At 44.5% G+C, this 23,698-nt stretch carries 29 protein-coding genes and 1 pseudogene; 28 read left to right on the top strand and 2 right to left on the bottom strand.

The features are described 5' to 3' along the window. Positions 1-4: 4 nt before the first annotated feature. On the bottom strand, positions 5-367 hold the full coding sequence (locus tag M1D65_RS18400) for a UPF0715 family protein (protein ID WP_014478265.1): 363 nt from the start codon (positions 365-367) through the stop codon (positions 5-7). Positions 368-507: 140 nt separating this feature from the next. Between M1D65_RS18400 and spoIIR the strand changes: the two genes are divergently transcribed. The 18 genes and pseudogenes from spoIIR (at position 508) to M1D65_RS18310 (ending at position 14,785) form a co-directional block, all read left to right on the top strand. Continuing rightward, positions 508-1,182, top strand: coding sequence for a stage II sporulation protein R (gene spoIIR, locus M1D65_RS18395; RefSeq protein WP_003227654.1), 675 nt, complete (start codon positions 508-510; stop codon positions 1,180-1,182). 66 nt (positions 1,183-1,248) lie between these two features. Then, positions 1,249-1,692, top strand: a complete 444-nt coding sequence (locus tag M1D65_RS18390) for a GNAT family N-acetyltransferase (protein ID WP_003244265.1) — start codon at positions 1,249-1,251, stop codon at positions 1,690-1,692. A 156-nt stretch (positions 1,693-1,848) separates the two neighbouring features. Further along, complete coding sequence (locus M1D65_RS18385; RefSeq protein WP_032727049.1) at positions 1,849-2,889, top strand: L-threonylcarbamoyladenylate synthase; 1,041 nt, start codon at positions 1,849-1,851, stop codon at positions 2,887-2,889. Positions 2,890-2,967: 78 nt separating this feature from the next. Then, positions 2,968-3,525, top strand: a complete 558-nt coding sequence (locus tag M1D65_RS18380; protein WP_003227661.1) for a manganese efflux pump MntP — start codon at positions 2,968-2,970, stop codon at positions 3,523-3,525. Positions 3,526-3,600: 75 nt separating this feature from the next. Beyond that, entirely contained in the window at positions 3,601-4,053 is a 453-nt protein-coding gene (gene prpB, locus M1D65_RS18375) for a protein arginine phosphatase PrpB (protein ID WP_015384897.1), read from the top strand. 156 nt (positions 4,054-4,209) lie between these two features. Further along, positions 4,210-4,659, top strand: coding sequence for a ribose 5-phosphate isomerase B (gene rpiB, locus M1D65_RS18370; RefSeq protein ID WP_003221910.1), 450 nt, complete (start codon positions 4,210-4,212; stop codon positions 4,657-4,659). A gap of 12 nt (positions 4,660-4,671) precedes the next feature. Further along, a complete protein-coding gene (locus M1D65_RS18365) occupies positions 4,672-5,214 on the top strand; it encodes a TIGR01440 family protein (protein ID WP_003227667.1) in 543 nt (180 codons plus the stop codon). Between the two features lie 206 nt (positions 5,215-5,420). After that, positions 5,421-6,668, top strand: coding sequence for a serine hydroxymethyltransferase (glyA, locus tag M1D65_RS18360; protein ID WP_003227669.1), 1,248 nt, complete (start codon positions 5,421-5,423; stop codon positions 6,666-6,668). 134 nt (positions 6,669-6,802) lie between these two features. Continuing rightward, entirely contained in the window at positions 6,803-7,432 is a 630-nt protein-coding gene (gene upp / locus M1D65_RS18355) for a uracil phosphoribosyltransferase (protein WP_003227670.1), read from the top strand. Positions 7,433-7,854: 422 nt separating this feature from the next. Further along, positions 7,855-8,238 (top strand): ATP synthase subunit I, encoded by a 384-nt coding sequence (gene atpI, locus M1D65_RS18350; RefSeq protein ID WP_003243159.1) that lies wholly within the window; start codon positions 7,855-7,857, stop codon positions 8,236-8,238. 7 nt (positions 8,239-8,245) lie between these two features. Next, a complete protein-coding gene (atpB, locus tag M1D65_RS18345; protein WP_003242621.1) occupies positions 8,246-8,980 on the top strand; it encodes a F0F1 ATP synthase subunit A in 735 nt (244 codons plus the stop codon). Positions 8,981-9,025: 45 nt separating this feature from the next. Beyond that, positions 9,026-9,238 carry a F0F1 ATP synthase subunit C gene (gene atpE, locus M1D65_RS18340; RefSeq protein ID WP_003151167.1) on the top strand — a complete coding sequence of 71 codons (213 nt, stop codon included), beginning with the start codon at positions 9,026-9,028 and terminating at the stop codon, positions 9,236-9,238. A gap of 162 nt (positions 9,239-9,400) precedes the next feature. Then, on the top strand, positions 9,401-9,913 hold the full coding sequence (atpF, locus tag M1D65_RS18335; protein WP_003244051.1) for a F0F1 ATP synthase subunit B: 513 nt from the start codon (positions 9,401-9,403) through the stop codon (positions 9,911-9,913). Continuing rightward, positions 9,910-10,455, top strand: a complete 546-nt coding sequence (locus tag M1D65_RS18330; RefSeq protein WP_003227679.1) for a F0F1 ATP synthase subunit delta — start codon at positions 9,910-9,912, stop codon at positions 10,453-10,455. Before atpF ends, M1D65_RS18330 begins: the two co-directional genes overlap by 4 nt. Before the next feature lie 16 nt (positions 10,456-10,471). After that, positions 10,472-11,976 (top strand): annotated as a pseudogene (atpA, locus tag M1D65_RS18325) (F0F1 ATP synthase subunit alpha). A 76-nt stretch (positions 11,977-12,052) separates the two neighbouring features. Beyond that, on the top strand, positions 12,053-12,916 hold the full coding sequence (atpG, locus tag M1D65_RS18320; RefSeq protein WP_032727048.1) for an ATP synthase F1 subunit gamma: 864 nt from the start codon (positions 12,053-12,055) through the stop codon (positions 12,914-12,916). Positions 12,917-12,941: 25 nt separating this feature from the next. Continuing rightward, entirely contained in the window at positions 12,942-14,363 is a 1,422-nt protein-coding gene (atpD, locus tag M1D65_RS18315) for a F0F1 ATP synthase subunit beta (RefSeq protein WP_003227686.1), read from the top strand. Positions 14,364-14,386: 23 nt separating this feature from the next. Beyond that, on the top strand, positions 14,387-14,785 hold the full coding sequence (locus M1D65_RS18310) for a F0F1 ATP synthase subunit epsilon (RefSeq protein WP_014478254.1): 399 nt from the start codon (positions 14,387-14,389) through the stop codon (positions 14,783-14,785). Positions 14,786-14,817: 32 nt separating this feature from the next. On the opposite strand, the gene M1D65_RS18305 is transcribed toward M1D65_RS18310, so the two are convergent. After that, a complete protein-coding gene (locus M1D65_RS18305) occupies positions 14,818-15,291 on the bottom strand; it encodes a hypothetical protein (protein ID WP_003243900.1) in 474 nt (157 codons plus the stop codon). A 169-nt stretch (positions 15,292-15,460) separates the two neighbouring features. Here M1D65_RS18305 and M1D65_RS18300 point away from each other — a divergent pair, with 169 nt between their 5' ends. The 10 genes from M1D65_RS18300 (at position 15,461) to moaA (ending at position 23,521) form a co-directional block, all read left to right on the top strand. Then, positions 15,461-15,691 (top strand): DUF1146 family protein, encoded by a 231-nt coding sequence (locus M1D65_RS18300; protein ID WP_003227691.1) that lies wholly within the window; start codon positions 15,461-15,463, stop codon positions 15,689-15,691. Positions 15,692-15,825: 134 nt separating this feature from the next. Further along, a complete protein-coding gene (locus M1D65_RS18295; protein ID WP_032727046.1) occupies positions 15,826-16,566 on the top strand; it encodes a YwmB family TATA-box binding protein in 741 nt (246 codons plus the stop codon). Between the two features lie 33 nt (positions 16,567-16,599). After that, on the top strand, positions 16,600-17,910 hold the full coding sequence (gene murA, locus M1D65_RS18290) for a UDP-N-acetylglucosamine 1-carboxyvinyltransferase (protein WP_003227695.1): 1,311 nt from the start codon (positions 16,600-16,602) through the stop codon (positions 17,908-17,910). A 195-nt stretch (positions 17,911-18,105) separates the two neighbouring features. Beyond that, positions 18,106-19,137, top strand: coding sequence for a stage II sporulation protein D (spoIID, locus tag M1D65_RS18285; protein ID WP_064671476.1), 1,032 nt, complete (start codon positions 18,106-18,108; stop codon positions 19,135-19,137). Positions 19,138-19,522: 385 nt separating this feature from the next. Then, a complete protein-coding gene (locus M1D65_RS18280) occupies positions 19,523-20,206 on the top strand; it encodes a vWA domain-containing protein (RefSeq protein ID WP_064671477.1) in 684 nt (227 codons plus the stop codon). Between the two features lie 129 nt (positions 20,207-20,335). Then, on the top strand, positions 20,336-20,476 hold the full coding sequence (locus M1D65_RS18275; protein ID WP_014478246.1) for a hypothetical protein: 141 nt from the start codon (positions 20,336-20,338) through the stop codon (positions 20,474-20,476). Positions 20,477-20,528: 52 nt separating this feature from the next. Further along, a complete protein-coding gene (locus M1D65_RS18270; RefSeq protein ID WP_456270676.1) occupies positions 20,529-21,203 on the top strand; it encodes a vWA domain-containing protein in 675 nt (224 codons plus the stop codon). 94 nt (positions 21,204-21,297) lie between these two features. Beyond that, positions 21,298-21,459, top strand: a complete 162-nt coding sequence (locus tag M1D65_RS18265) for a hypothetical protein (RefSeq protein WP_021480806.1) — start codon at positions 21,298-21,300, stop codon at positions 21,457-21,459. A 232-nt stretch (positions 21,460-21,691) separates the two neighbouring features. Then, positions 21,692-22,480, top strand: a complete 789-nt coding sequence (gene fdhD, locus M1D65_RS18260) for a formate dehydrogenase accessory sulfurtransferase FdhD (RefSeq protein WP_003227709.1) — start codon at positions 21,692-21,694, stop codon at positions 22,478-22,480. Positions 22,481-22,495: 15 nt separating this feature from the next. Then, entirely contained in the window at positions 22,496-23,521 is a 1,026-nt protein-coding gene (gene moaA, locus M1D65_RS18255) for a GTP 3',8-cyclase MoaA (protein ID WP_015483814.1), read from the top strand. The last annotated feature ends 177 nt before the right edge of the window (positions 23,522-23,698 follow it).

Raw genomic sequence — 23,698 nt, 5'->3', positions numbered from 1 at the left:
CCTCTTAGGCTTCCTTTTTTTGCAGTAAAACAGAGTCCCATATCCAATAGATAAGAGCTGTTAATACAGCGAAAAGATAGAAGGCTGTATTTTGAAACAAAGATTGTCCCGAAGGCTGAAGCACGCCGAAAATGATCGCGTTGGCAATAAAAGCAGCGGCAAGGTAATACAGCAGATACAAAGGGCTGAACCGTTTCGGCTTTTTATTCATCATGATTTGAAGCGGCAGTGCGAAGATCAAATAAGGAAACAGAAAATAAAATGCCATTGTGATGAGAGCGGCAATGATAAATGAATGAATATAAATTACTGAATAAAGAACGGACATCGTGAATGCTGATAACAGCACTGTATAATTGTATTTCATCTTAAACCTCCTAAAACACTATCGTACCATAAATAAGATTAACAGCTTGCTAGATTTTTTTCACCCTGCACGTTTACCCCCGGCTCTCCTTGTCCATAATAGGGCTAGAAACAAAGCACGGAGAGGAACGGTGGGGACCGATGAAAAAAACAGTAATCATTTGTATATATATCTTTCTTTTATTATCTGGAGCGCTCGTAGGGCTGGCAAAAGAAGAGACGGCACAAAAATCGGAAAATCAGCCGGTGGTCATACCGGATCAGGCGATTCGTTTGAGAATATTGGCAAACAGCGATAGTGATCAAGACCAGCAATTAAAACGTCATATAAGAGACGCGGTGAATAAAGAAATCACAACTTGGGTAAAGGATATTACTTCTATTGAAGAAGCGCGTCGCGTGATTCGTTCAAAGCTGCCTGAAATCAAAGCAATTGCAAAGGAAACAATGGAGAAAGAAGGAGCGAATCAGTCGATATCCGTTGATTTTGACAAAATCTCGTTTCCGACAAAGCTTTACGGCAACATGGTATATCCTGCCGGTGAGTATGAAGCGATTTTGATTACGCTTGGAAACGGAGACGGCGCCAACTGGTGGTGTGTGCTGTTCCCGCCCCTCTGCTTTCTCGATTTTTCTAACGGGGAAGCCGTCAAAGAACAAGAAGATAAAGAAGCCTCAAAAAAGCAGACTGAAAAAGTGCTTGAGGACGTAACCGCTAAAGCGGAAAAAGCCAAAAAAGAAGAGAACGAAGAAAAAGAAGACGGCACAGAAGTGAAATTCTTTTTAGTCGAATGGATTTCCGACCTTTTTTCCTAATCATCTGGTCTAAAAATAGATTTGCCTCATAGATTGGAAGAAAGAACGCAAAAACGGGGTGAACGGATGTTTTATCAACTGCGGGTGGCAAGGGAAAAAGACGGAGATGTGCTCGAGGCATTTTTAAAACAGGCAAAAACCAGCTATGAAGGCGTGAAAGAAGGCTTCACTCAATTTCTTATGCTGGAGGACAGTGAGAAAAACATTGCCGGATGCCTCGGTATTGAAAAAATAAGCTGTGACCAGGGGCTGCTGCGATCACTTGTCATATCGGACAAGCTTCACCAAGGCCACATTGTCACGCTTTTTCAAAGCATGGAGGTGCTGTGCGAAAAGCATCAGATCAAAACCGTGTACCTAGTAGCAAATCAGCATTCCTCTGCGGACTTTCTGACGGCTATGGGTTTTGAAAGAGCTGAGAGTGTACCGGAGGAGCTGTTTTCTTCTGATCACTTCTGTGAATCGCGGCAAACAGAAGGAGCCGTTTTGATGAAAAAAGCGTCTGGATAAGTGCAGTTTATACACATACTTATCCACTTCTTTATTAGCGTTGTCCACAATTTGTGGATAACGCTTGTTTTATTACAGGACATCTTTTATACTTTCAAAAGGATTACACGCGTAAAACAATCGTTTTATTGTTGTGAATAAGGAGTTTGGTCAGAAATGAAAACGAAAAGATGGTTTGTGGATGTAACTGACGAGTTATCCACAAATGATCCACAAATTGCACAAGCAGCCGCTTTGCTCCGAGAAAATGAGGTCGTTGCCTTTCCGACAGAAACAGTATATGGCCTAGGCGCAAACGCAAAAAATACGGATGCCGTCAAAAAAATATATGAGGCGAAAGGACGGCCGAGCGATAATCCCCTGATTGTCCACATTGCGGATATCAGCCAGCTTGAGGATTTAACGGGCCCAGCGCCGGAAAAGGCGAAAACATTGATGAAACGGTTTTGGCCGGGAGCACTTACGCTCATTCTGCCTTGCAAACCTGATGCGCTTTCACCTCGTGTAACGGCAGGTCTTGAAACGGTTGCCATTAGAATGCCGGATCATCCGCTTGCCCTTGCATTGATTCGCGAATCGGGACTGCCGATTGCAGCACCGAGCGCCAATCTATCAGGCAAGCCAAGTCCCACAAAAGCAGAGCATGTGGCTCACGACTTGGATGGCCGCATAGCCGGTATTATGGATGGAGGCCCTACCGGAATCGGGGTCGAATCAACCGTGCTTTCATGTGCGGACGACATCCCTGTTCTCTTGCGTCCTGGCGGCATTACGAAGGAACAAATTGAAGCGGTGATCGGGCCGATCCATGTGGATAAAGGGCTCAGCGACCAAAACGTGAAGCCGATTTCTCCAGGGATGAAATATACACATTATGCGCCGACAGCGCCTCTTGCCATTTGCGAAGGCAGCCCAGAGCGCATTCAGCACCTCATTCAAGAATATCAACAGGGCGGAAGACGGGTCGGTGTCCTGACGACAGAAGAAAACGCGGGCGTTTATTCTGCTGATTATGTGAAGAGCTGCGGAAGACGGGCTCAGCTTGAGACTGTTGCGGCAGGGCTGTATGATGCTTTGCGCAGCTTTGATGAGAATAAGGTGGACTTTATTATTGCGGAATCCTTTCCGGACACAGGTGTCGGTCTTGCTATTATGAACAGGCTGATGAAAGCCGCCGGAGGAAGAGTGATTCGCTGAAAGCAGTCAGATGTTCTAACCCTTTTTGGACACGCATAGGCTAAAAAAGCGGGGCGTGTCCAAGGGGGTTATTTATGTATGTCGGATTTGTTTATAGGCGAACTGATTACATTAAGCATCATGGCGTTTGCTTTAGGGATGGATGCTTTTTCTGTCGGCCTTGGAATGGGCATGGTCAAACTTAGAAAGAAGCAGATATTCTATATTGGTTTCATCATCGGCCTCTTTCACGTCATCATGCCTCTCGCAGGGATGGCGGCCGGTAACATGCTGTCAGGGCTCCTCGGCGTGTTAGCGGTTTATATCGGTGGGGCGCTGCTTTTTGTTCTTGGGGTTCAAATGCTTATGGCCTCTTTTAAACAGTCAGAAGAACGATTCATGTCACCGGCAGGGCCGGGCTTATTGCTGTTTGCCATCGGCGTCAGCCTTGACAGCTTTTCCGTCGGCTTGAGCTTGGGGATATACGGCTCGCATCCGCTCCTCACAATTACCCTGTTCGGGCTGTTCAGCATGATGTTGACATGGCTGGGCCTGCTGGTCGGAAAACAAGTGCAGTCATGGCTTGGCACATACAGCGAAGCGCTCGGGGGCATCATATTAATCGTGTTTGGATTAAAGCTGCTTTTGCCAATTTAATATACCAATAAAAGAAACGAAGTCGCCGTTTCTTTTTTCTTCATATATAATAGAGAAAAATAAGGGGTGACTGACATGGATATTATTTTTGTCTGTACTGGAAATACGTGCCGCAGCCCAATGGCTGAGGCGCTTTTTAAATCAATTGCAGAAATGGAAGGGCTGAATGTCAATGTCCGCTCGGCAGGCGTGTTTGCTTCACCTAATGGGAAAGCGACGCCTCATGCAGTCGAAGCGCTGTTTGAAAAACACATTGCCCTTAATCATGTGTCTTCTCCATTAACTGAAGAGCATATGGAGTCGGCTGATTTGGTTCTGGCTATGACCCATCAGCACAAGCAGATCATTGCCAGCCAATTTGGACGTTATCGTGATAAAGTGTTTACGTTAAAAGAATATGTCACAGGCAGCCATGGTGATGTCATCGATCCGTTCGGCGGCTCAATTGACATCTATAAACAAACGCGAGATGAGCTTGAAGAGCTTCTTCGGCAGCTGGCAAAACAGCTGAAAAAAGACCGCAGATAAGTTGTCAGAAAATCTGTAAACAGGTCATTTGCAAATCCTGCGTGAAGGAGTAGAATATAGTGAAAAGCACATCATATGGTGTGAATCAAAGAGCGGACAGGCTGCGCGGTCAATAAAGCGGGCGGGCCGCATCACACACGCTGGGAGGAAAAGCAGATGAAAGTAGCCATTGCATCGGATCATGGCGGCGTTCACATTCGAAATGAAATCAAAGAGTTAATGGACGAATTGCAAATTGAATATATTGATATGGGCTGTGACTGCGGCAGCGGCTCTGTCGATTATCCGGATTATGCTTTTCCGGTGGCCGAAAAAGTGGTTAGCGGCGAAGTTGACAGAGGCATTTTAATTTGCGGGACAGGCATCGGCATGAGCATTTCCGCTAATAAAGTAAAAGGGATTCGCTGCGCGCTGGCGCACGATACCTTCAGCGCGAAGGCGACGAGGGAGCATAATGACACAAACATCCTTGCGATGGGTGAACGGGTGATCGGACCTGGTTTGGCTCGGGAAATCGCAAAAATCTGGCTGACTACTGAGTTTACCGGGGGAAGACACCAAACGCGTATTGGAAAAATCTCAGATTATGAAGAGAAAAACCTGTAGGGGTGCTGTTTAATGAATGAGTTGAAACAAACGTGGAAGACGATGCTGTCTGAGTTTCAGGACCAAGCGGAATTGAAACAAGATCAGCTCTTCGTCCTTGGATGCAGCACGAGCGAAGTGGCCGGCAGCCGGATCGGCACATCGGGCAGTGTAGATATCGCTGAAAGCATCTACAGCGGACTTGCTGAGCTTCGGGAAAAAACGGGAATCCATCTGGCGTTTCAATGCTGCGAGCATTTAAACAGAGCGCTTGTCGTCGAAGCAGAAACGGCCAAGCTGTTCAGGCTTCCAACCGTTTCTGCCGTGCCCGTTCCAAAAGCGGGCGGAGCGATGGCGTCTTATGCGTTTAAGCAGATGAAGTCTCCTGTTCTTGTTGAAACCATTCAGGCTGACGCCGGAATTGATATAGGCGATACGTTTATCGGCATGCATCTGAAGCCGGTGGCTGTCCCTGTGCGTGTCTCTCAAAACAGCCTCGGTTCAGCTCATGTGACATTGGCGCGTACACGGCCGAAACTAATCGGCGGAGTGCGGGCGGTTTATGAGTGCGAATGAAAGGACTGCATAGCCAGTCTTTTCTTTTATTTTAAGACAGTGAAATAAATTCCGAACTTTAAATTAAATTTAAGTTATTAATATTCGTTTTTACCAATAAAAATTTAGATTTTTTAAAAATAATCTTTTACATCGGCCTTAAAAACCATGTACAATAGTGATGGTAAAAACAAAGAACAGGATACGGATAGGAGAGGATCTCGCTGATGAAACATTTACCTGCGCAAGACGAACAAGTGTTTAACGCCATTAAAAATGAGCGTGAACGCCAACAGACTAAGATCGAATTGATTGCTTCTGAGAACTTTGTAAGTGAAGCGGTTATGGAAGCACAAGGATCTGTTTTGACAAATAAGTACGCAGAAGGATATCCGGGCAAACGCTACTACGGCGGATGCGAGCACGTCGATGTCGTTGAAGATATCGCCCGTGACCGCGCGAAGGAAATCTTTGGAGCGGAGCATGTAAACGTTCAGCCTCATTCAGGCGCGCAAGCAAACATGGCAGTGTACTTCACGATTTTGGAGCAAGGCGATACTGTACTTGGGATGAACCTCTCCCACGGCGGCCATTTAACACACGGAAGCCCAGTCAACTTCAGCGGTGTTCAATATAACTTTGTTGAGTACGGCGTAGATAAAGAAACTCAATATATTGATTACGATGACGTGCGTGAAAAAGCCCTCGCTCATAAACCGAAGCTTATCGTAGCAGGAGCAAGTGCGTATCCTCGTACAATCGACTTTAAGAAATTCCGTGAAATTGCTGATGAAGTCGGCGCTTACTTCATGGTGGATATGGCACATATCGCAGGACTTGTTGCGGCAGGCCTTCATCCAAACCCGGTTCCTTACGCTGATTTCGTTACAACAACAACACATAAAACACTTCGCGGTCCTCGAGGCGGTATGATCCTTTGCCGTGAAGAGTTTGGCAAGAAAATTGATAAATCGATTTTCCCTGGAATTCAAGGCGGCCCGCTGATGCACGTTATTGCCGCAAAAGCTGTTTCATTCGGTGAAGTATTGCAGGACGATTTCAAAACATATGCACAAAACGTCATTTCAAACGCGAAACGTCTGGCTGAAGCCTTAACGAAAGAGGGCATCCAGCTCGTTTCAGGCGGAACAGACAACCACCTTATCCTTGTTGATCTTCGTTCGCTCGGACTGACTGGTAAGGTTGCGGAGCATGTACTTGATGAAATCGGTATTACGTCTAACAAAAACGCGATTCCATATGATCCTGAAAAACCTTTTGTAACAAGCGGCATCCGTCTTGGTACAGCTGCTGTAACCAGCCGCGGTTTTGACGGAGACGCATTAGAAGAAGTCGGTGCTATCATTGCGCTTGCATTGAAAAACCACGAAGATGAAGGAAAACTTGAAGAAGCAAGACAGCGTGTAGCTGCTCTGACTGATAAATTTCCTTTATATAAAGAATTAGATTATTAAGATCCTAAAACCCGCTGGGGCTTATGCCCGGCGGGTTTTTTGACGATGTTCTTGAAACTCAATGTCTTTTTTTGTAGAATCAATAGAAGTGTGTAATTGTTGATGGGACAATAAAAAAGGAGCTGAAACACAGTATGGGAAAGGTTTATGTATTTGATCATCCTTTAATTCAGCACAAGCTGACATATATACGGAATGAAAATACAGGTACGAAGGATTTTAGAGAGCTAGTAGATGAAGTGGCTACACTCATGGCATTTGAAATTACCCGCGATCTTCCTCTGGAAGAAGTGGATATCAATACACCGGTTCAGGCTGCGAAATCGAAAGTCATCTCAGGGAAAAAACTCGGAGTGGTTCCTATCCTCAGAGCAGGATTGGGAATGGTTGACGGCATTTTAAAGCTGATTCCTGCGGCAAAAGTGGGACATGTCGGCCTTTACCGTGATCCAGAAACCTTAAAACCCGTGGAATACTATGTCAAGCTTCCTTCTGATGTGGAAGAGCGTGAATTCATCGTGGTTGACCCGATGCTCGCTACAGGCGGTTCCGCAGTTGAAGCCATTCACAGCCTTAAAAAACGCGGTGCGAAAAATATCCGTTTCATGTGTCTTGTAGCAGCGCCGGAGGGTGTGGAAGAATTGCAGAAGCATCATTCGGACGTTGATATTTACATTGCGGCGCTAGATGAAAAATTAAATGAAAAAGGATATATTGTTCCAGGTCTCGGAGATGCGGGTGACCGCATGTTTGGAACAAAATAAAAAATGAAATCCCCAAAAGGGGGTTTCATTTTTTTATCCAGTTTTTTGCTATTCGGTGAATCTGTATACAATTATAGGTGAAAATGTGAACATTCTGTGGAGACGTAAAGTATAAAAAGTTTTTTAACTTTAAACAGATTGACACATGTTAGGGGCTATTGTATGCTAAACGAGGGTATTATGAGAAGGTTTTCATAGCTTTCATTATAGTCCTCATCCTCAATGTAAATCCTCTCAGCAAACCCGTATTATGAGGATTTATTTAAGCGAATGAAACAGCATCCCTGCAAGGCTTGCGGATGAATGATTTTTTCGAACAGGCCCGTTTTGCCGGTCAAAAAAGGTCTTCTACTAAGGGTTAACCGCTGATTTTTGCCGTATCCAAGCTATACATTATTTTTTCATCAGGAGACAGATAATTGATGGACGATCCCAAGCTTACATTTAGCAGACAACGCAAATATTTATTGTTCATTTTGGCAGTGTATGTACTGGGTTATGGTTTAACAGCGTATAAAACCGTTTTTTTAGGCCTTATTCTGGGAACTGTTTTCAGTTTGTTTAATTTTTTACTGCTCGTCAGAAGAATGAATGCTTTTGACAGAGCTGTTGAGAAAGGAAAGTCCATACGATCTCTCGGGAGCGCAGCGCGGTGGTGCAATGCGATTCTTGCTGTGGCTGTTGCCTATAAAAATCCCGAATACTTTCATATGGCAAGTACAGTTATTGGATTAATGACAATATACCCTGTCATTATGATAGATTCCTTTATCCAGCTTAAACGTTCATCAATGGAAGAGAGGTGAAAACCCTTTGAATCATGGTTACAGAACTATAGAATTTCTAGGTCTTACTTTTAATCTGACAAACATTCTGATGATTACTGTGGCGAGTGTGATTGTTTTATTGATTGCTATATTGACGACAAGAACGCTTTCGATCCGTCCCGGAAAAGCCCAGAACTTTATGGAATGGATTGTTGATTTCGTCCGCAATATTATTGGCAGTACAATGGATTTAAAAACAGGGGCTAACTTCTTGGCACTTGGTGTCACATTGCTGATGTACATATTTGTGTCGAATATGCTGGGGCTGCCGTTCTCTATTACAATCGGACATGAGCTCTGGTGGAAGTCTCCGACAGCCGATCCTGCCATTACATTAACGCTAGCCGTGATGGTTGTTGCTTTAACCCACTACTATGGTGTGAAGATGAAAGGGCTCAAGGAATATTCCAAAGACTATTTAAGACCTGTTCCATTCATGCTCCCGATGAAAATCATCGAAGAGTTTGCGAATACGCTGACTCTAGGTTTGCGGCTGTATGGTAACATCTTCGCCGGTGAGATTCTTCTCGGCCTGCTTGCGGGATTAGCAACAAGCCATTATTCGCAAAGCGTGGCTCTCGGTCTTGTCGGTACAATCGGTGCCATTCTGCCGATGCTGGCATGGCAAGCATTCAGTTTATTTATTGGTGCTATCCAGGCATTTATCTTTACAATGCTGACGATGGTGTACATGTCTCATAAAATCAGTCATGATCATTAAAACATTATATCCAAACGGATAACATTTTAAAGGAGGAACTTTTTCATGAATTTAATAGCAGCTGCGATTGCAATTGGTTTAGGCGCACTTGGTGCAGGTATTGGTAACGGTTTGATTGTTTCACGTACGGTAGAGGGGATTGCCCGTCAGCCGGAAGCAGGTAAAGAACTGAGAACTCTTATGTTCATGGGTATCGCATTAGTTGAAGCCCTTCCTATTATCGCTGTCGTTATCGCATTCTTAGCGTTCTTTGGCTAAGCATAAAAGCCTTATATGAACTAAAAATGGCGAAGATCATTCCAAGAGAACCTTCGCCATTGCTTTATGTCTGATAAGCATCCCGCCTTGCCGGCTGAAAAGAGACAAGTGCGGCTGCTGGATCAGCAAAGAAAAACCTGCAGAAGGGAGTTGCCGTAGTAGATGTCTCAATTACCACTTGAACTAGGATTGTCGTTTAACGGCGGAGATATCCTGTTCCAACTGTTAGCTATGTTAATCTTATTAGCGCTTCTGAAGAAATACGCTTTAGGGCCGCTATTAAACATAATGAAACAGCGTGAAGACCACATCGCTGGAGAAATTACGTCTGCTGAAGAAAAAAATAAAGAAGCGCAGCAGCTTATTGAAGAGCAGCGCGTTCTTTTAAAAGAAGCAAGACAGGAATCCCAAACTCTTATCGAAAACGCAAAGAAACTGGGAGAGAAGCAAAAAGAAGAGATTATTCAGGCTGCACGTGCAGAATCTGAACGTCTGAAAGAAGCAGCAAGAACTGAAATCGTGAAGGAAAAAGAACAGGCGGTTTCTGCTCTCCGTGAGCAAGTAGCGTCTCTTTCTGTCATGATTGCGTCGAAAGTGATCGAAAAAGAACTGGATGAACAAGCGCAAGAGAAATTGATCCAGGACTATCTTAAAGAGGTAGGAGAAAGCCGATGAGTGGATCAGCTGTCTCTAAACGATATGCATCAGCTCTTTTTGATATAGCCAATGAGTCCGCTCAGCTGAATCAAGTAGAAGAAGAGCTAACTGTTGTAAAACAAGTATTTCAAAATGAAAAAGCGCTTAATGATGTGTTGAACCATCCGAAGGTGCCGGCTGCGAAGAAAAAAGAGCTGATCCAAAATGCATTTGGCTCTTTGTCACAGTCCGTGCTTAATACGATTTTTCTTTTGATTGACCGCCATCGTGCCGCGATTGTGCCTGAGCTCACAGATGAGTTTATCAAACTCGCAAATGAGGCCCGTCAAACAGAAGACGCAATCGTATATTCAGTGAAACCGCTGACGGATGCTGAAATTTTACCATTATCACAAGTGTTTGCAAAAAAAGCCGGAGTCGCTTCACTGAGAATCAGAAATGAAGTGCAGACGGATTTAATAGGCGGCATTAAAGTCCGCATTGGAAACCGGATTTATGACGGCAGCGTAAGCGGGAAGCTTCAGCGCATTGAACGTCAATTAGCCGGGGAAAATCGATAGAAGGGGTGAAACCTAAGTGAGCATCAAAGCTGAAGAGATTAGCACGCTGATAAAACAGCAAATACAAAATTATCAATCTGATATTGAAGTTCAAGACGTAGGTACAGTCATCCAAGTCGGTGACGGTATTGCACGTGTGCACGGCCTTGACAACTGTATGGCCGGTGAACTTGTCGAATTTTCAAACGGTTGGGTATGGCTCAAAACCTTGAGGAATCAAACGTAGGTATCGTCATCTTAGGACCTTTCAGTGAGATCCGTGAGGGAGACGAAGTAAAAAGAACAGGCCGCATCATGGAGGTTCCTGTTGGTGAAGAGTTAATCGGCCGTATTGTAAATCCGTTAGGCCAGCCGGTAGACGGACTTGGCCCGATCCTTACAAGCAAAACTCGTCCGATTGAGAGCCCTGCACCAGGCGTTATGGACCGTAAATCCGTTCATGAACCGCTTCAAACCGGTATCAAAGCGATCGATGCACTGATTCCAATCGGCCGCGGCCAGCGTGAGCTGATCATCGGTGACCGTCAAACAGGTAAAACATCTGTTGCGATCGATGCGATCCTGAACCAAAAAGACCAAGACATGATCTGCGTATATGTTGCGATCGGTCAAAAAGAATCAACAGTCCGCGGCGTAGTAGAAACATTGCGTAAACACGGCGCGCTTGATTATACAATTGTTGTAACGGCGTCTGCGTCACAGCCGGCACCGCTTCTGTACCTGGCACCGTATGCTGGGGTTACAATGGCAGAAGAATTTATGTACAGCGGCAAGCACGTTCTTGTTGTATACGATGATCTTTCTAAACAAGCGGCTGCTTACCGTGAGCTGTCCTTGCTTCTTCGCCGTCCGCCAGGCCGTGAAGCGTTCCCTGGGGATGTATTCTATCTTCATTCCCGTCTGCTTGAGCGTGCAGCAAAGCTTAGCGACGCGAAAGGCGCAGGATCAATTACAGCTCTGCCGTTCGTAGAAACACAAGCTGGAGATATCTCTGCTTATATTCCGACGAACGTCATTTCCATCACCGACGGACAGATCTTCCTGCAATCTGATTTGTTCTTCTCAGGCGTACGTCCAGCGATCAATGCCGGATTGTCTGTATCCCGTGTCGGCGGCTCAGCGCAAATCAAAGCGATGAAAAAAGTATCAGGTACTTTGCGTCTTGACCTTGCGTCATACCGTGAGCTGGAAGCATTCGCTCAATTCGGTTCTGACCTCGACCAAGCGACTCAGGCAAAACTGAACCGCGGTGCGCGTACAGTTGAAGTGCTGAAGCAGGATCTGAACAAGCCGCTTCCGGTTGAAAAGCAAGTAGCCATTCTTTATGCGCTGACAAAAGGATATCTCGATGATATTCCTGTGGCGGATATCAGACGTTTTGAAGAAGAGTACTACATGTACCTTGACCAAAACCATAAAGACCTGCTTGACGGAATTGCGAAAACAGGAAACCTTCCTGCTGATGAAGACTTCAAAGCTGCAATCGAAGGCTTCAAACGCACATTTGCACCAAGCAACTAACTCGAATGCTGATGAGAGAAAAAGGTTCTCTTTTTCTCTCTTTTTACGCAGATGAAGAGAAAAGGTGGTGAAATCTTTGGCCTCATTACGCGATATTAAGTCAAGGATCACGTCAACGAAAAAAACAAGTCAGATTACAAAAGCCATGCAGATGGTATCTGCGGCTAAGCTGAATCGTGCTGAAAACAATGCAAAATCATTTGTGCCATATATGGATAAAATCCAAGAGGTTGTGTCAAACGTCGGAAGAGTTTCCGGAAACGTGAAGCACCCGATGCTTCTCAGCAGAGAAGTGAAAAAAACGGCATACCTTGTCATTACGTCTGACCGCGGTCTTGCCGGCGCTTTTAACAGTTCGGTTTTACGGAGTGCTTATCAGGCCATGCAAGAACGTCATCAGTCTAAGGATGAGTATGCGGTGATTGCCATCGGAAGAGTGGGCCGTGATTTCTTTAAGAAACGTGAGATTCCGATCATTTCCGAGTTAACAGGACTTGGGGATGAAGTAACGTTTACAGAAATTAAAGATCTTGCCCGTCAAACGATCCAAATGTTTATAGACGGTGCGTTTGATGAATTGCACCTTGTTTATAACCATTTTGTCAGCGCCATTACTCAAGAAGTAACGGAGAAAAAACTTCTGCCGTTATCTGATTTGGGCAACGGCGGCGGAAAAAGAACGGCGTCTTATGAATTTGAACCATCTGAAGAGGAGGTTCTGGAGGTTTTGCTTCCTCAATATGCAGAAAGCTTAATCTTCGGTGCGCTTCTTGACAGTAAAGCAAGTGAGCACGCTGCAAGAATGACGGCGATGAAAAATGCGACAGACAACGCGAAGGAACTTATCGATTCACTTTCGCTTTCTTACAACCGCGCTCGCCAAGCAGCCATCACACAAGAAATTACGGAAATTGTCGGCGGAGCAGCCGCTTTAGAATAGAAAGATTTTGTCAGGAGGGATAGCGATGAAGAAAGGACGCGTTAGCCAGGTATTAGGACCGGTCGTCGACGTGCGTTTTGAAGACGGTCACTTGCCTGAAATTTATAATGCGATTAAAATTTCACAGCCAGCTGCAAGTGAAAACGAAGTAGGTATTGATTTAACGCTTGAGGTCGCTCTTCATTTAGGTGATGATACAGTCCGTACAATCGCAATGGCATCTACAGATGGTGTTCAGCGCGGTATGGAAGCTGTAGATACAGGAGCGCCAATCTCAGTACCGGTTGGTGATGTAACACTTGGACGTGTATTTAACGTTCTCGGAGAAAATATTGATTTGAATGAGCCGGTTCCTGCGGATGCGAAAAAGGATCCGATTCACAGACAGGCGCCTTCATTCGATCAGCTTTCAACAGAAGTTGAAATTCTTGAAACAGGTATTAAGGTTGTTGATTTGCTTGCTCCTTACATTAAGGGCGGTAAAATCGGATTGTTCGGTGGTGCCGGTGTAGGTAAAACCGTATTAATCCAGGAATTAATCAACAACATCGCGCAAGAGCACGGCGGTATCTCTGTATTCGCCGGCGTAGGAGAGCGTACTCGTGAAGGGAACGACCTTTTCTACGAAATGAGTGACTCTGGCGTTATCAACAAAACAGCCATGGTATTCGGACAAATGAACGAGCCGCCGGGCGCACGTATGCGTGTTGCTTTGACAGGCCTTACAATGGCTGAGCACTTCCGTGATGTACAAGGACAGGACGTACTGTTCTTTATCGATAACATTTTCCGTTTCACACAAGCGGGTTCAGAGGTTTCAGCCCTTCTTGGCCGTATGCCTTCAGCGGTTGGTTATCAGCCGACGCTTGCAACTGAGATGGGTCAGCTCCAAGAGCGTATCACGTCTACGAACGTTGGATCAGTTACATCTATCCAGGCGATCTACGTGCCTGCCGATGACTACACTGACCCGGCGCCGGCAACAACGTTCGCTCACTTGGATGCGACAACAAACCTTGAGCGTAAATTAACTGAAATGGGTATTTACCCTGCGGTTGATCCGTTGGCATCTACATCACGCGCCCTTGCTCCTGAAATTGTTGGAGAAGAGCATTATGCGGTTGCGCGTGAAGTACAGTCAACGCTTCAGCGTTACAAAGAGCTTCAAGATATCATTGCGATTCTCGGTATGGATGAATTAGGCGAGGAAGACAAACTTGTCGTTCACCGCGCTCGTCGTATCCAGTTCTTCCTTTCTCAGAACTTCCACGTGGCTGAACAGTTCACTGGACAAAAAGGTTCTTACGTGCCTGTAAAAGAGACGGTACAAGGCTTCAAAGAAATCTTAGCCGGTAAATATGACCATCTTCCAGAAGATGCATTCCGTCTTGTAGGCCGTATCGAAGAAGTTGTTGAGAAAGCAAAAGAAATGGGTGTAGAAGTTTAATCTGGTCCTAGGAGGGTAAAAGCATGAAGACCGTTAAAGTCAATATCGTTACTCCCGACGGCCCAGTATACGATGCGGATATCGAAATGGTGAGTGTGAGAGCCGAAAGCGGCGATCTCGGTATTTTGCCAGGCCATATTCCAACCGTGGCTCCTCTTAAAATCGGCGCTGTCCGTCTGAAAAAAGACGGGCAGACTGAAATGGTTGCCGTCAGCGGCGGATTTGTCGAAGTCCGTCCTGATCAGGTCACCATCCTTGCCCAGGCTGCCGAGACAGCGGAAGGCATCGATAAAGAGCGCGCTGAAGCTGCACGCCAGCGGGCGCAGGAGCGTTTGAATTCTCAATCAGATGATACTGACATTCGTCGGGCTGAGCTTGCGTTACAGCGGGCTTTGAACAGATTGGATGTAGCAGGGAAATAAGAAAAATCCTTCTCTTTATGAGAAGGATTTTTTTATGAACGCACAAGAGAATCAAACAGCGATAACAGCGGGCGATCCTCTTTTGGACGCAGGTATAAACCATCACAGGCATTCATTGTATGCCACGATTTGCGATGTCTTCTAAAGCCAAGTGTATAAGCGCCGTCTTTATAGGGATAAGGTTTTACAACCCATTCAGCATCTTCATGGCGGGCAATCACGCAATCTATAAGATAAACACTGATCATTTTCTCGAATTCTTCAATAGGAAGATTCCAATCAGCAAGCAAAAGCTCTTGTATACTTTGAAAATAAAGGTTTTCAAGCTCTTCAAGGCTTTCTCTCGTATAGGTAAGAGAAATGTTAAAAAACTGACACAATTCATTCAGTTCTTCAATCTGTGACTGTCTATAATCATAATAGAATGCAATTGCTTCCCATTCCTGATCAAAAATTGGCAGGTCCTCACCATATTGCTTTTCAGGCTGAAAAAAAGAATGATTCACATTTGCCAGCTCCTTTCCAATAAAGTATACCATGTAAAAGAATCGCACTTTAAGCGGGGATTAGCCCTAGATTTGGCTGATTATTCCGTTCTGTATAAAATGTATCATCTTTATCTGTGCTTCTTATATAATAAGAAAGGGTATGAACGCAGAGAAAGGAGTGTAATAGATGAGTGTATTGGGACAGCAGGCTGCAATCGGCATTGTCGTTCACCTGATTTTTATAGCAGTGACTTGGTGGGCGTTGCAAGCCGTCAATATAGATCCGTTAATCAAAAAAGGCAAAGTCGTGCAGGCTAGACTCCTGATGATTTTGCTGACAATTGCCATTGGAACGGCCGTTGCCAATTTCTTTTTAGATTATCTCAATTATTCACAGCAGCTTCCCTATCTATTTTAATAGGTTTTGAACATTATTATCATTAAATGGTTGGGAGAAGCGGGTTGAAGCGAATAGCTCGAGTTTTGACGAAGATTTTTACGTATGGCGCCTCTTGCCTCCGGTAAAACTGGGGATAAGGGGGAGAGATGAACATGAAGAAAAAACAAGTAAGCCACGCTATTATCATTTCCGTCATGTTAAGCTTCGTCATTGCTGTTTTCCATACCATTCATGCGAGTGAATTAACGCCGTTAGCAAAAATGGCAGAGGGGATGGAACGCCAAGATGTGTCAATAGATAAGTGGACATTGCATGCAAAACAAAACATGTCACTGACCGAAAAAGAATTTTATCAAAAAGTGCAACGTTTAAAATCAGAGTATCGTCAATATGATTGGGTGATTGCACGGGAAGATAAAATGATAAAGGCAATTGGCACATATACTGACAAAAAAAATCGTACTTCTTTTAGACTGCAGCTTGTCACAACCCTCAAAAAACACAATCCAACTTCGTATTTATTATATGAGCAAATGAGTCTAGAGACACCGGATAGCTGGAATGATACATATGAACAGTTTGAACGGGAGACACTTGGGATATTCCAAGAAAAAGTAGTTATTTTTACTTGTCTAAATGGTCACTTAGATGATAATATGAATATTGTTTTGCAAAAAAAAGCAAATCAGTTATTAAATGAATTTCAAGCAAGATCAGTAGAACATGTAGTTGAGCCAAATTTCGTTTCTATTTCTGCGTTTACAGATGAGTGGGAAGAGTACATTATGACCTCGAAACATAAAATGAATTTGCAAATTGCACTTAGAAGTGCAGGAATGGGCGGAAAACATACCGTTACGGTTGGCACACCAATCGTTACGACTGAATATTAATATAGAGAATTTAGGGACGCGGAGGGGAATACCTTGGAAAAAATCATCGTCCGCGGCGGTCAGAAGTTAAACGGCACAGTCAAAGTTGAAGGCGCTAAAAATGCCGTTTTACCTGTTATCGCTGCATCTTTATTAGCAAGTGAAGAAAAAAGCGTAATTTGTGATGTACCTACGCTCTCCGATGTATATACAATTAACGAAGTGTTGCGTCATTTAGGAGCAGATGTGCATTTTGAAAATAATGAAGTGACTGTAAATGCTTCATACGCTTTGCAAACTGAAGCACCTTTTGAATATGTTCGTAAAATGCGTGCGTCTGTGCTTGTCATGGGGCCGCTTCTTGCGCGTACAGGTCATGCAAGAGTTGCACTTCCGGGCGGATGCGCAATTGGTTCCAGACCGATTGATCAGCATTTAAAAGGTTTTGAAGCAATGGGCGCAGAAATCAAAGTCGGTAATGGCTTCATTGAAGCTGAAGTAAAAGGCCGACTGCAAGGCGCAAAAATTTATCTGGACTTCCCAAGTGTAGGAGCTACAGAGAACCTGATTATGGCAGCCGCTCTAGCTGAAGGAACAACAACGCTGGAAAACGTGGCAAAAGAACCCGAAATCGTTGATTTAGCAAACTATATCAACGGCATGGGCGGAAAAATCCGCGGAGCTGGCACCGGCACCATCAAAATTGAAGGAGTCGAAAAGCTTCACGGCGTAAAACACCATATTATTCCTGACCGTATTGAAGCGGGCACATTTATGGTTGCTGCTGCAATCACTGAAGGAAACGTATTAGTAAAAGGAGCGGTTCCTGAGCACCTCACCTCTTTAATTGCAAAAATGGAAGAGATGGGTGTAACAATTAAGGATGAAGGTGAAGGCCTGCGTGTCATCGGCCCGAAAGAACTTAAACCGATTGACATCAAAACAATGCCTCACCCGGGCTTCCCGACTGATATGCAGTCACAAATGATGGCGCTTCTGCTTCGTGCAAGCGGCACAAGCATGATTACAGAAACCGTTTTTGAAAACCGTTTTATGCATGCGGAAGAATTCCGCCGTATGAATGGTGATATCAAGATTGAAGGACGTTCTGTCATCATTAACGGTCCTGTACAGCTTCAGGGAGCTGAAGTTGCAGCGACTGATTTGCGTGCAGGTGCAGCGCTGATTCTTGCGGGGTTAGTGGCTGAAGGTCACACACGTGTTACTGAATTGAAGCACTTAGACCGCGGTTACGTTGATTTCCATCAGAAGCTTGCCGCTCTGGGCGCAGACATCGAACGTGTAAATGATGAGTCTGCTTCTGAGCAAGAGAATAAAGAAGTCGTTTCTGACTTAAATGCATAAACTTACTTGAAAATCAGTATGTCACTCTGGCATACTGGTTTTTTATTTTTTGTGTATTATCATCATTATGCGCAAAATAGCAAAAAAGAATACGTAAATGACAAATAAAGTTTCTGTCCAAAACGAGAGTCATATTAGCTTGTCCCTGCCCATAGACTAGACTAGAGTCGAATCCCGAGCAGGAGGCAGCTGAATATGAAACAATTCGCAATCACACTATCCGTACTATGTGCATTGATTCTCTTGGTTCCCACATTCTTGGTTATACCATTCCAGCATAATAAGGAAGCGGGGGCCAGCGTAGAATCAGAAAAGACAGCAGTCAGCACGAAACCAGCATCGAAAGGAGCAGAAACATTGAAAGCATCACCTGTTTCTATTCCCGTCTATCGAACCGCAAATCAATCCGTAGAAGACATTCCGCTTGAAGAGTATGTGATTGGAGTCGTCGCCTCCGAAATGCCGGCAACCTTTGAATCTGAAGCACTGAAAGCCCAGGCTCTCGCCGCCAGAACATTTATTGTCAGACTGATGGTGTCAAATTCAGCGGTTGAGGCTCCTAAAGGCTCACTGGTGGATGATACACAGATGTTCCAGGTGTATAAAAACAAAGCGGAGCTGAAAAAACAGTGGGGAACAAGCTATGAGACAAAACTGAAGAAAATCACAGCTGCGGTAGCCAGTACGCAAGGCAAAATCTTAACGTACAACAACCAGCCGATTGAAGCATCCTTTTTCTCCACAAGCAACGGCTACACAGAGAATGCAGAAGCTTATTGGACAAGTGCTATCCCATATTTAAAAAGCGTCAAAAGCCCATGGGATAAAAAGTCTCCGAAATATAAGGCAACGAAAACCTTTACAGCGGCAGAATTTCAGCAAAAGCTTGGCGTCAAGCTGGATGGATCTAGCGCAGTAGGGAAGATTACCGGCGAGACACCGGGCCACCAGGTCGCAACTGCCGTCATTAACGGCAAGACGCTGAAAGGAAGAGACATACGTGAAAAGCTGGGTCTCAACTCCGCCGATTTTGAATGGAAGCGAAATGGAGACACAATTACAGTCACGACGAGAGGATTTGGCCACGGTGTTGGGATGAGCCAATACGGAGCGAATTTTATGGCCAAAGAAGGCAAAACGGTTGATGACATTGTAAAGTACTATTACCAAGGCACACAAATTTCTGAGGCAGATGCGTTTTTGAATAAATATATGGCGAAAAAGTAGAAAAAGACGCTCATTGGGCGTCTTTTTCTGTTCCTGAATATCTTTTATCTAAGAGCAGCTGAAACGGTTTAGAGGAGCTTCTGACCGTCTTTAAGGATCAGTCCTTTTTTCCTGATTTCAGGCTTTGAGATTGTGGTAAAGTCATCCACATTTGTCGACAGACTTCGACAGACTCATATAACGAAAGCCGAAAGGCGGACAATCTTCTCTTTTCATAGGGGCGTTAGGTGGAAATCACTAATAAAAACATAGGTTTCTATGCAAAAGTAAACAACAGCAATGGGGAAGCCCGCCCTATTTATTTCTCGGTTTTTGTTGATTACGATAGATTATGTTCAGCGTTGAACATCTGCACGCAGAAACAAATTGGTAAAGGGGTACGAACATGAAGAAAAGATTTTCACTGATCATGATGACAGGATTGCTTTTTGGATTAACTTCACCTGCTTTTGCAGCTGAAAAGACAGAAACGGAGGCTAAAGCGCCGGCGAACGTGGCGGTCTTGCTTGATGCCAGCGGAAGTATGGCGAAAAGAATAGACGGTGTCTCTAAATTTAATTCAGCCAAAAAAGAAATTTCAAAGTTTGCGAGCTCACTGCCAGAAGGAACTCAGGTGAAAATGAGCGTGTTTGGCTCTGAAGGAAACAATAAAAATTCCGGAAAAGTTCAGTCATGTGAAGCCATTCGCAACGTATACGGCTTCCAAAGCTTTAATGAGCAAAGCTTCCTCAATTCTCTCAATACAATTGGGCCGACTGGCTGGACGCCAATTGCCAAAGCGCTGAACGAGGCGAAATCTTCTTTTGACCAGCTTGATGCAAAAGGGGAAAAAGTGGTGTATCTGCTGACAGACGGTGAGGAAACGTGCGGAGGAAACCCGATTAAAACAGCAAAGGAACTGCAAAAAGACAATATCATTGTTAATGTGATCGGCTTTGATTATAAAGAGGGATACAAAGGCCAGCTGAACGCAATTGCGAAAGTAGGCGGCGGTGAATACTTCCCGGCTTATACCCAAAAAGATGTTGAGAAAATTTTCACTCAGCAATCACTAATGTTATCTAAATAAGAAAAAGAGGCTGGTGATGGTCAGCCTCTTTTTGTATGTAACAAAAACTTCAAAACTAATTAGCTGTCAGCCTGTAGCATAGTAGCAGATTTCCGTTTTTCTGTCATAATCAAGGCGAAAAAAGAATGAATGATCACACAATCTGTTTATGCTTTCTGGGCGGAAATGGCTAAAAATGAACGGCATTTCAAGCGATTTTGGACAGATCGTGAAAGCAGCACAAAAGGCAGCATGTCCTATATCTTTTTGCATTTTCGTATTCTAGCATAAAGAAGAATCCAACATATAGTTGGAAAATATGAAAAAGAAAGGAAGTAATCATATGAAAAAATTGCTGGCTGCCGGTATCATTGGATTGTTGACTGTTTCCATTGCCTCCCCGTCTTTTGCCGCTGAGAAACAGGCTGATACAAATGTAGCTGTTTTGTTTGATGGAAGCGGAAGCATGGTTCAAAAAACAGGAGGAGAGCGCAAAATAGACATTGCAAAAAAATCAGTAAAATCTTTTGCCGAACTTCTTCCAAAGGATACAAATCTTATGCTTCGCGTTTTCGGGCATGCAGGGAACAATAAACTGTCCGGTAAAGCCCTTTCGTGCAGTACAACGGAAACCATTTACGGCCTTCATCCATATGAAGGGTCTCTGTTTGACAATTCATTGAGTGAGCTCAAGCCGACTGGATGGACACCGATAGCCAAAGCACTTGCAGACACAAGAAAAGAATTTGAAGCATTTGACGCAGACGGGAAAAACGTGGTGTATTTAATCACTGACGGTGAAGAAACGTGCGGCGGAGACCCTGCGGCGGAAATCGAAAAGCTCCGTGCATCAAATGTGGATACGATTGTAAACATCATTGGCTTCAACTTTGATGTCAAGGGTAATGAAGAGATGAAACAAGCAGCTGTCGCTGGCGGCGGAGAATATATTTCAGCGAACAGTACGGATGAGTTCGAACAGGCTTGGGAAAAAGAAGCACAAAAATTTACTGAGTAAGGAACCTAAAAATCAGGCGCTCCCCCAGGCGCCTTTTTTTATTGGTTTAAAAACAATTTGGGCGGGAATGATACCCTAAAAAGGGGTTGAACATATGAAATTATTAGGAATGATTTTTCTTATAGCCACCGTTGCATTTATATTGCTTGGTGTTCTTCTAAAACTGGCAGCCTTCTTTTTTGTCAGCATTCTCACCTTGATCGCAGCTATTGTGCTGTTTACGGTTCTGAAAAAGAATCAGTATAATCAACCATAGAGTCCTTTCTATAGAGGGCTCTCAGCGTGTCGACAAGCCCAGCGTTCGTTGTCAATGCACATTGGTAAAAGGAATGGCGGCTAAATGCTTAGGCGCCCTGCCTAAACACCGCCGTCATCACATCCTGTGAAAGCCCTTTATATAGAGGGCTCTTTTTGTGTCTCAGAATTCGACAAAATCCGAGGAGTGTGAAAAAATATAAAGGCAGGAACATTGCGGAGGGGAAGAGACATTGAACGATAAAGTAACTGCGGTCAGGGATGTATGGCGCTATGAACAAGGGGAAATAAGCAAAGTAGAAGACCGGATGGTGACGGAATTCCCTTTGACAGTGATACTCAATGGCAGTGAATTTGTGACGCTCGTTTGTACGCCTGAGCATATCGAAGAGCTTGTCATCGGATTTCTCGCATCAGAGGGTGTTATACGATTTCAAAAAGAAATTAAAAGGTTTACAATAGATGAAAGTCTCGGTTTTGTATATGTCGACCTCGTTCACCCTGAGACATTGGATCAAAAGGATTATACGAAACGGGTGATCGGCTCATGCTGCGGAAAGGGCCGTCATTTTTATTTTCAGCAGGATGTCAAAACAGCCAAGACGGCTGTCAGCCAAATCAAGATATCGCCTGAGGCATGTCTGGCGCTTATGAAAGACATGCAGCAAGGGAGCGGGACGTTTCAGGATACGGGAGGCGTCCATAATGCGGCGCTTTGCGACACAGAGAAGCTTCTGTTGATGCGCACAGATATCGGTCGGCATAACGCACTTGATAAACTATACGGACACTGCCTTTTAAACGGGATGTCCGTACGCGACAAACTGATTGTGTTCAGCGGCAGAATCTCATCAGAGGTCCTGTTAAAAGCGGCCAAAATCGGCGTGTCGATTGTCATTTCCAAATCGGCCCCGACGGAGCTTGCGATTCAAATGGCTGAAGAATTGAATATCACAGCGATTGGATTTGTCAGAAACGGATCATTTAATGTATATACACACCCTGAGAGAATCAGGGAGTAGGAAGGGGCTGTAGCTATGATTACAGAGTCGCGTCAGATGTTGGATAAAAGAAACAGACCGCTGAGAGACCTTCGCATTTCTGTTACAGACCGCTGCAACTTCCGATGCACGTACTGTATGCCCGCCGAATTATTCGGCCCTGATTATCCTTTTTTAAAGAAAGAGGAGCTGCTTTCATTTGAGGAGCTGGAACGGCTTGCGACATTGTTTGTCACAAGATTTGGCGTTGAAAAAATCCGCTTGACCGGCGGAGAGCCCCTCATGAGAAAGGATATGCCGGAGTTAATCAAAAAACTGGCCCGCATACCGGGTATTCGTGACATCGCGATGACGACAAACGGATCACTGCTGCCTGTTTATGCTAAGAGGCTCAAGGAGGCTGGGCTGAAAAGGGTTACGATCAGCCTTGATTCTTTAGAAGACGAGCGTTTTAAGAAGATAAACGGGCGCGGTGTTTCTGTCAGCAAGGTGCTGGAAGGCATTGAAGCGGCGAAGCAAGCGGGGCTCGGTGTTAAAATCAATATGGTCGTTCAAAAGGGCGTCAATGAAAAAGATATACTGCCTATGGCCCGTTATTTTAAAGAAAAAGGGCATATCCTGAGATTCATTGAATTTATGGACGTAGGCAACACCAACCAATGGGAAAAAAAAGACGTCATGACAAAGGCGGAAATCATAGATTTGATCAATGAACACATGCCTGTTGAGCCGATAGCGCCTAATTATATAGGCGAAGTGGCTTCCAGATTCCGCTACTTGGACGGCTCCGGAGAAATCGGCGTCATATCATCTGTATCTGATGCGTTCTGCGGATCTTGCAACAGAGCCCGTCTTTCTGCGAGAGGAGAGCTGTTTACCTGCTTATTCGCTTCAAGCGGATTTGACCTCAGAGCTCCGGTTCGCCAGGAATTAAGTGATGACGAACTATCAGAAATGATCGGGACAGTATGGAAAAATCGGATCGATCAGTATTCAGTCGATCGTACGCTATCAAAAGCATCTGGCAAAAAGAAAGTGGAAATGTCTTATATTGGCGGGTAAAATGAAGTCAAAAGCTTATCGGCACTGTCCGGTAAGCTTTTTTATTAGAATCCGAGTGCAAAAAATACGTATAAAAACCGAAATATATAAGGATAGGCATAAAGAAGGAATCATTGTAAGAAAATTTAATTCCAAAGCCATACATTATGATAAAATATAACCAATTAGAAAATTAGA

The organism is Bacillus sp. JZ39, assembly GCF_053903145.1.
This window is presented reverse-complemented; position numbering and strand designations above follow the sequence as displayed.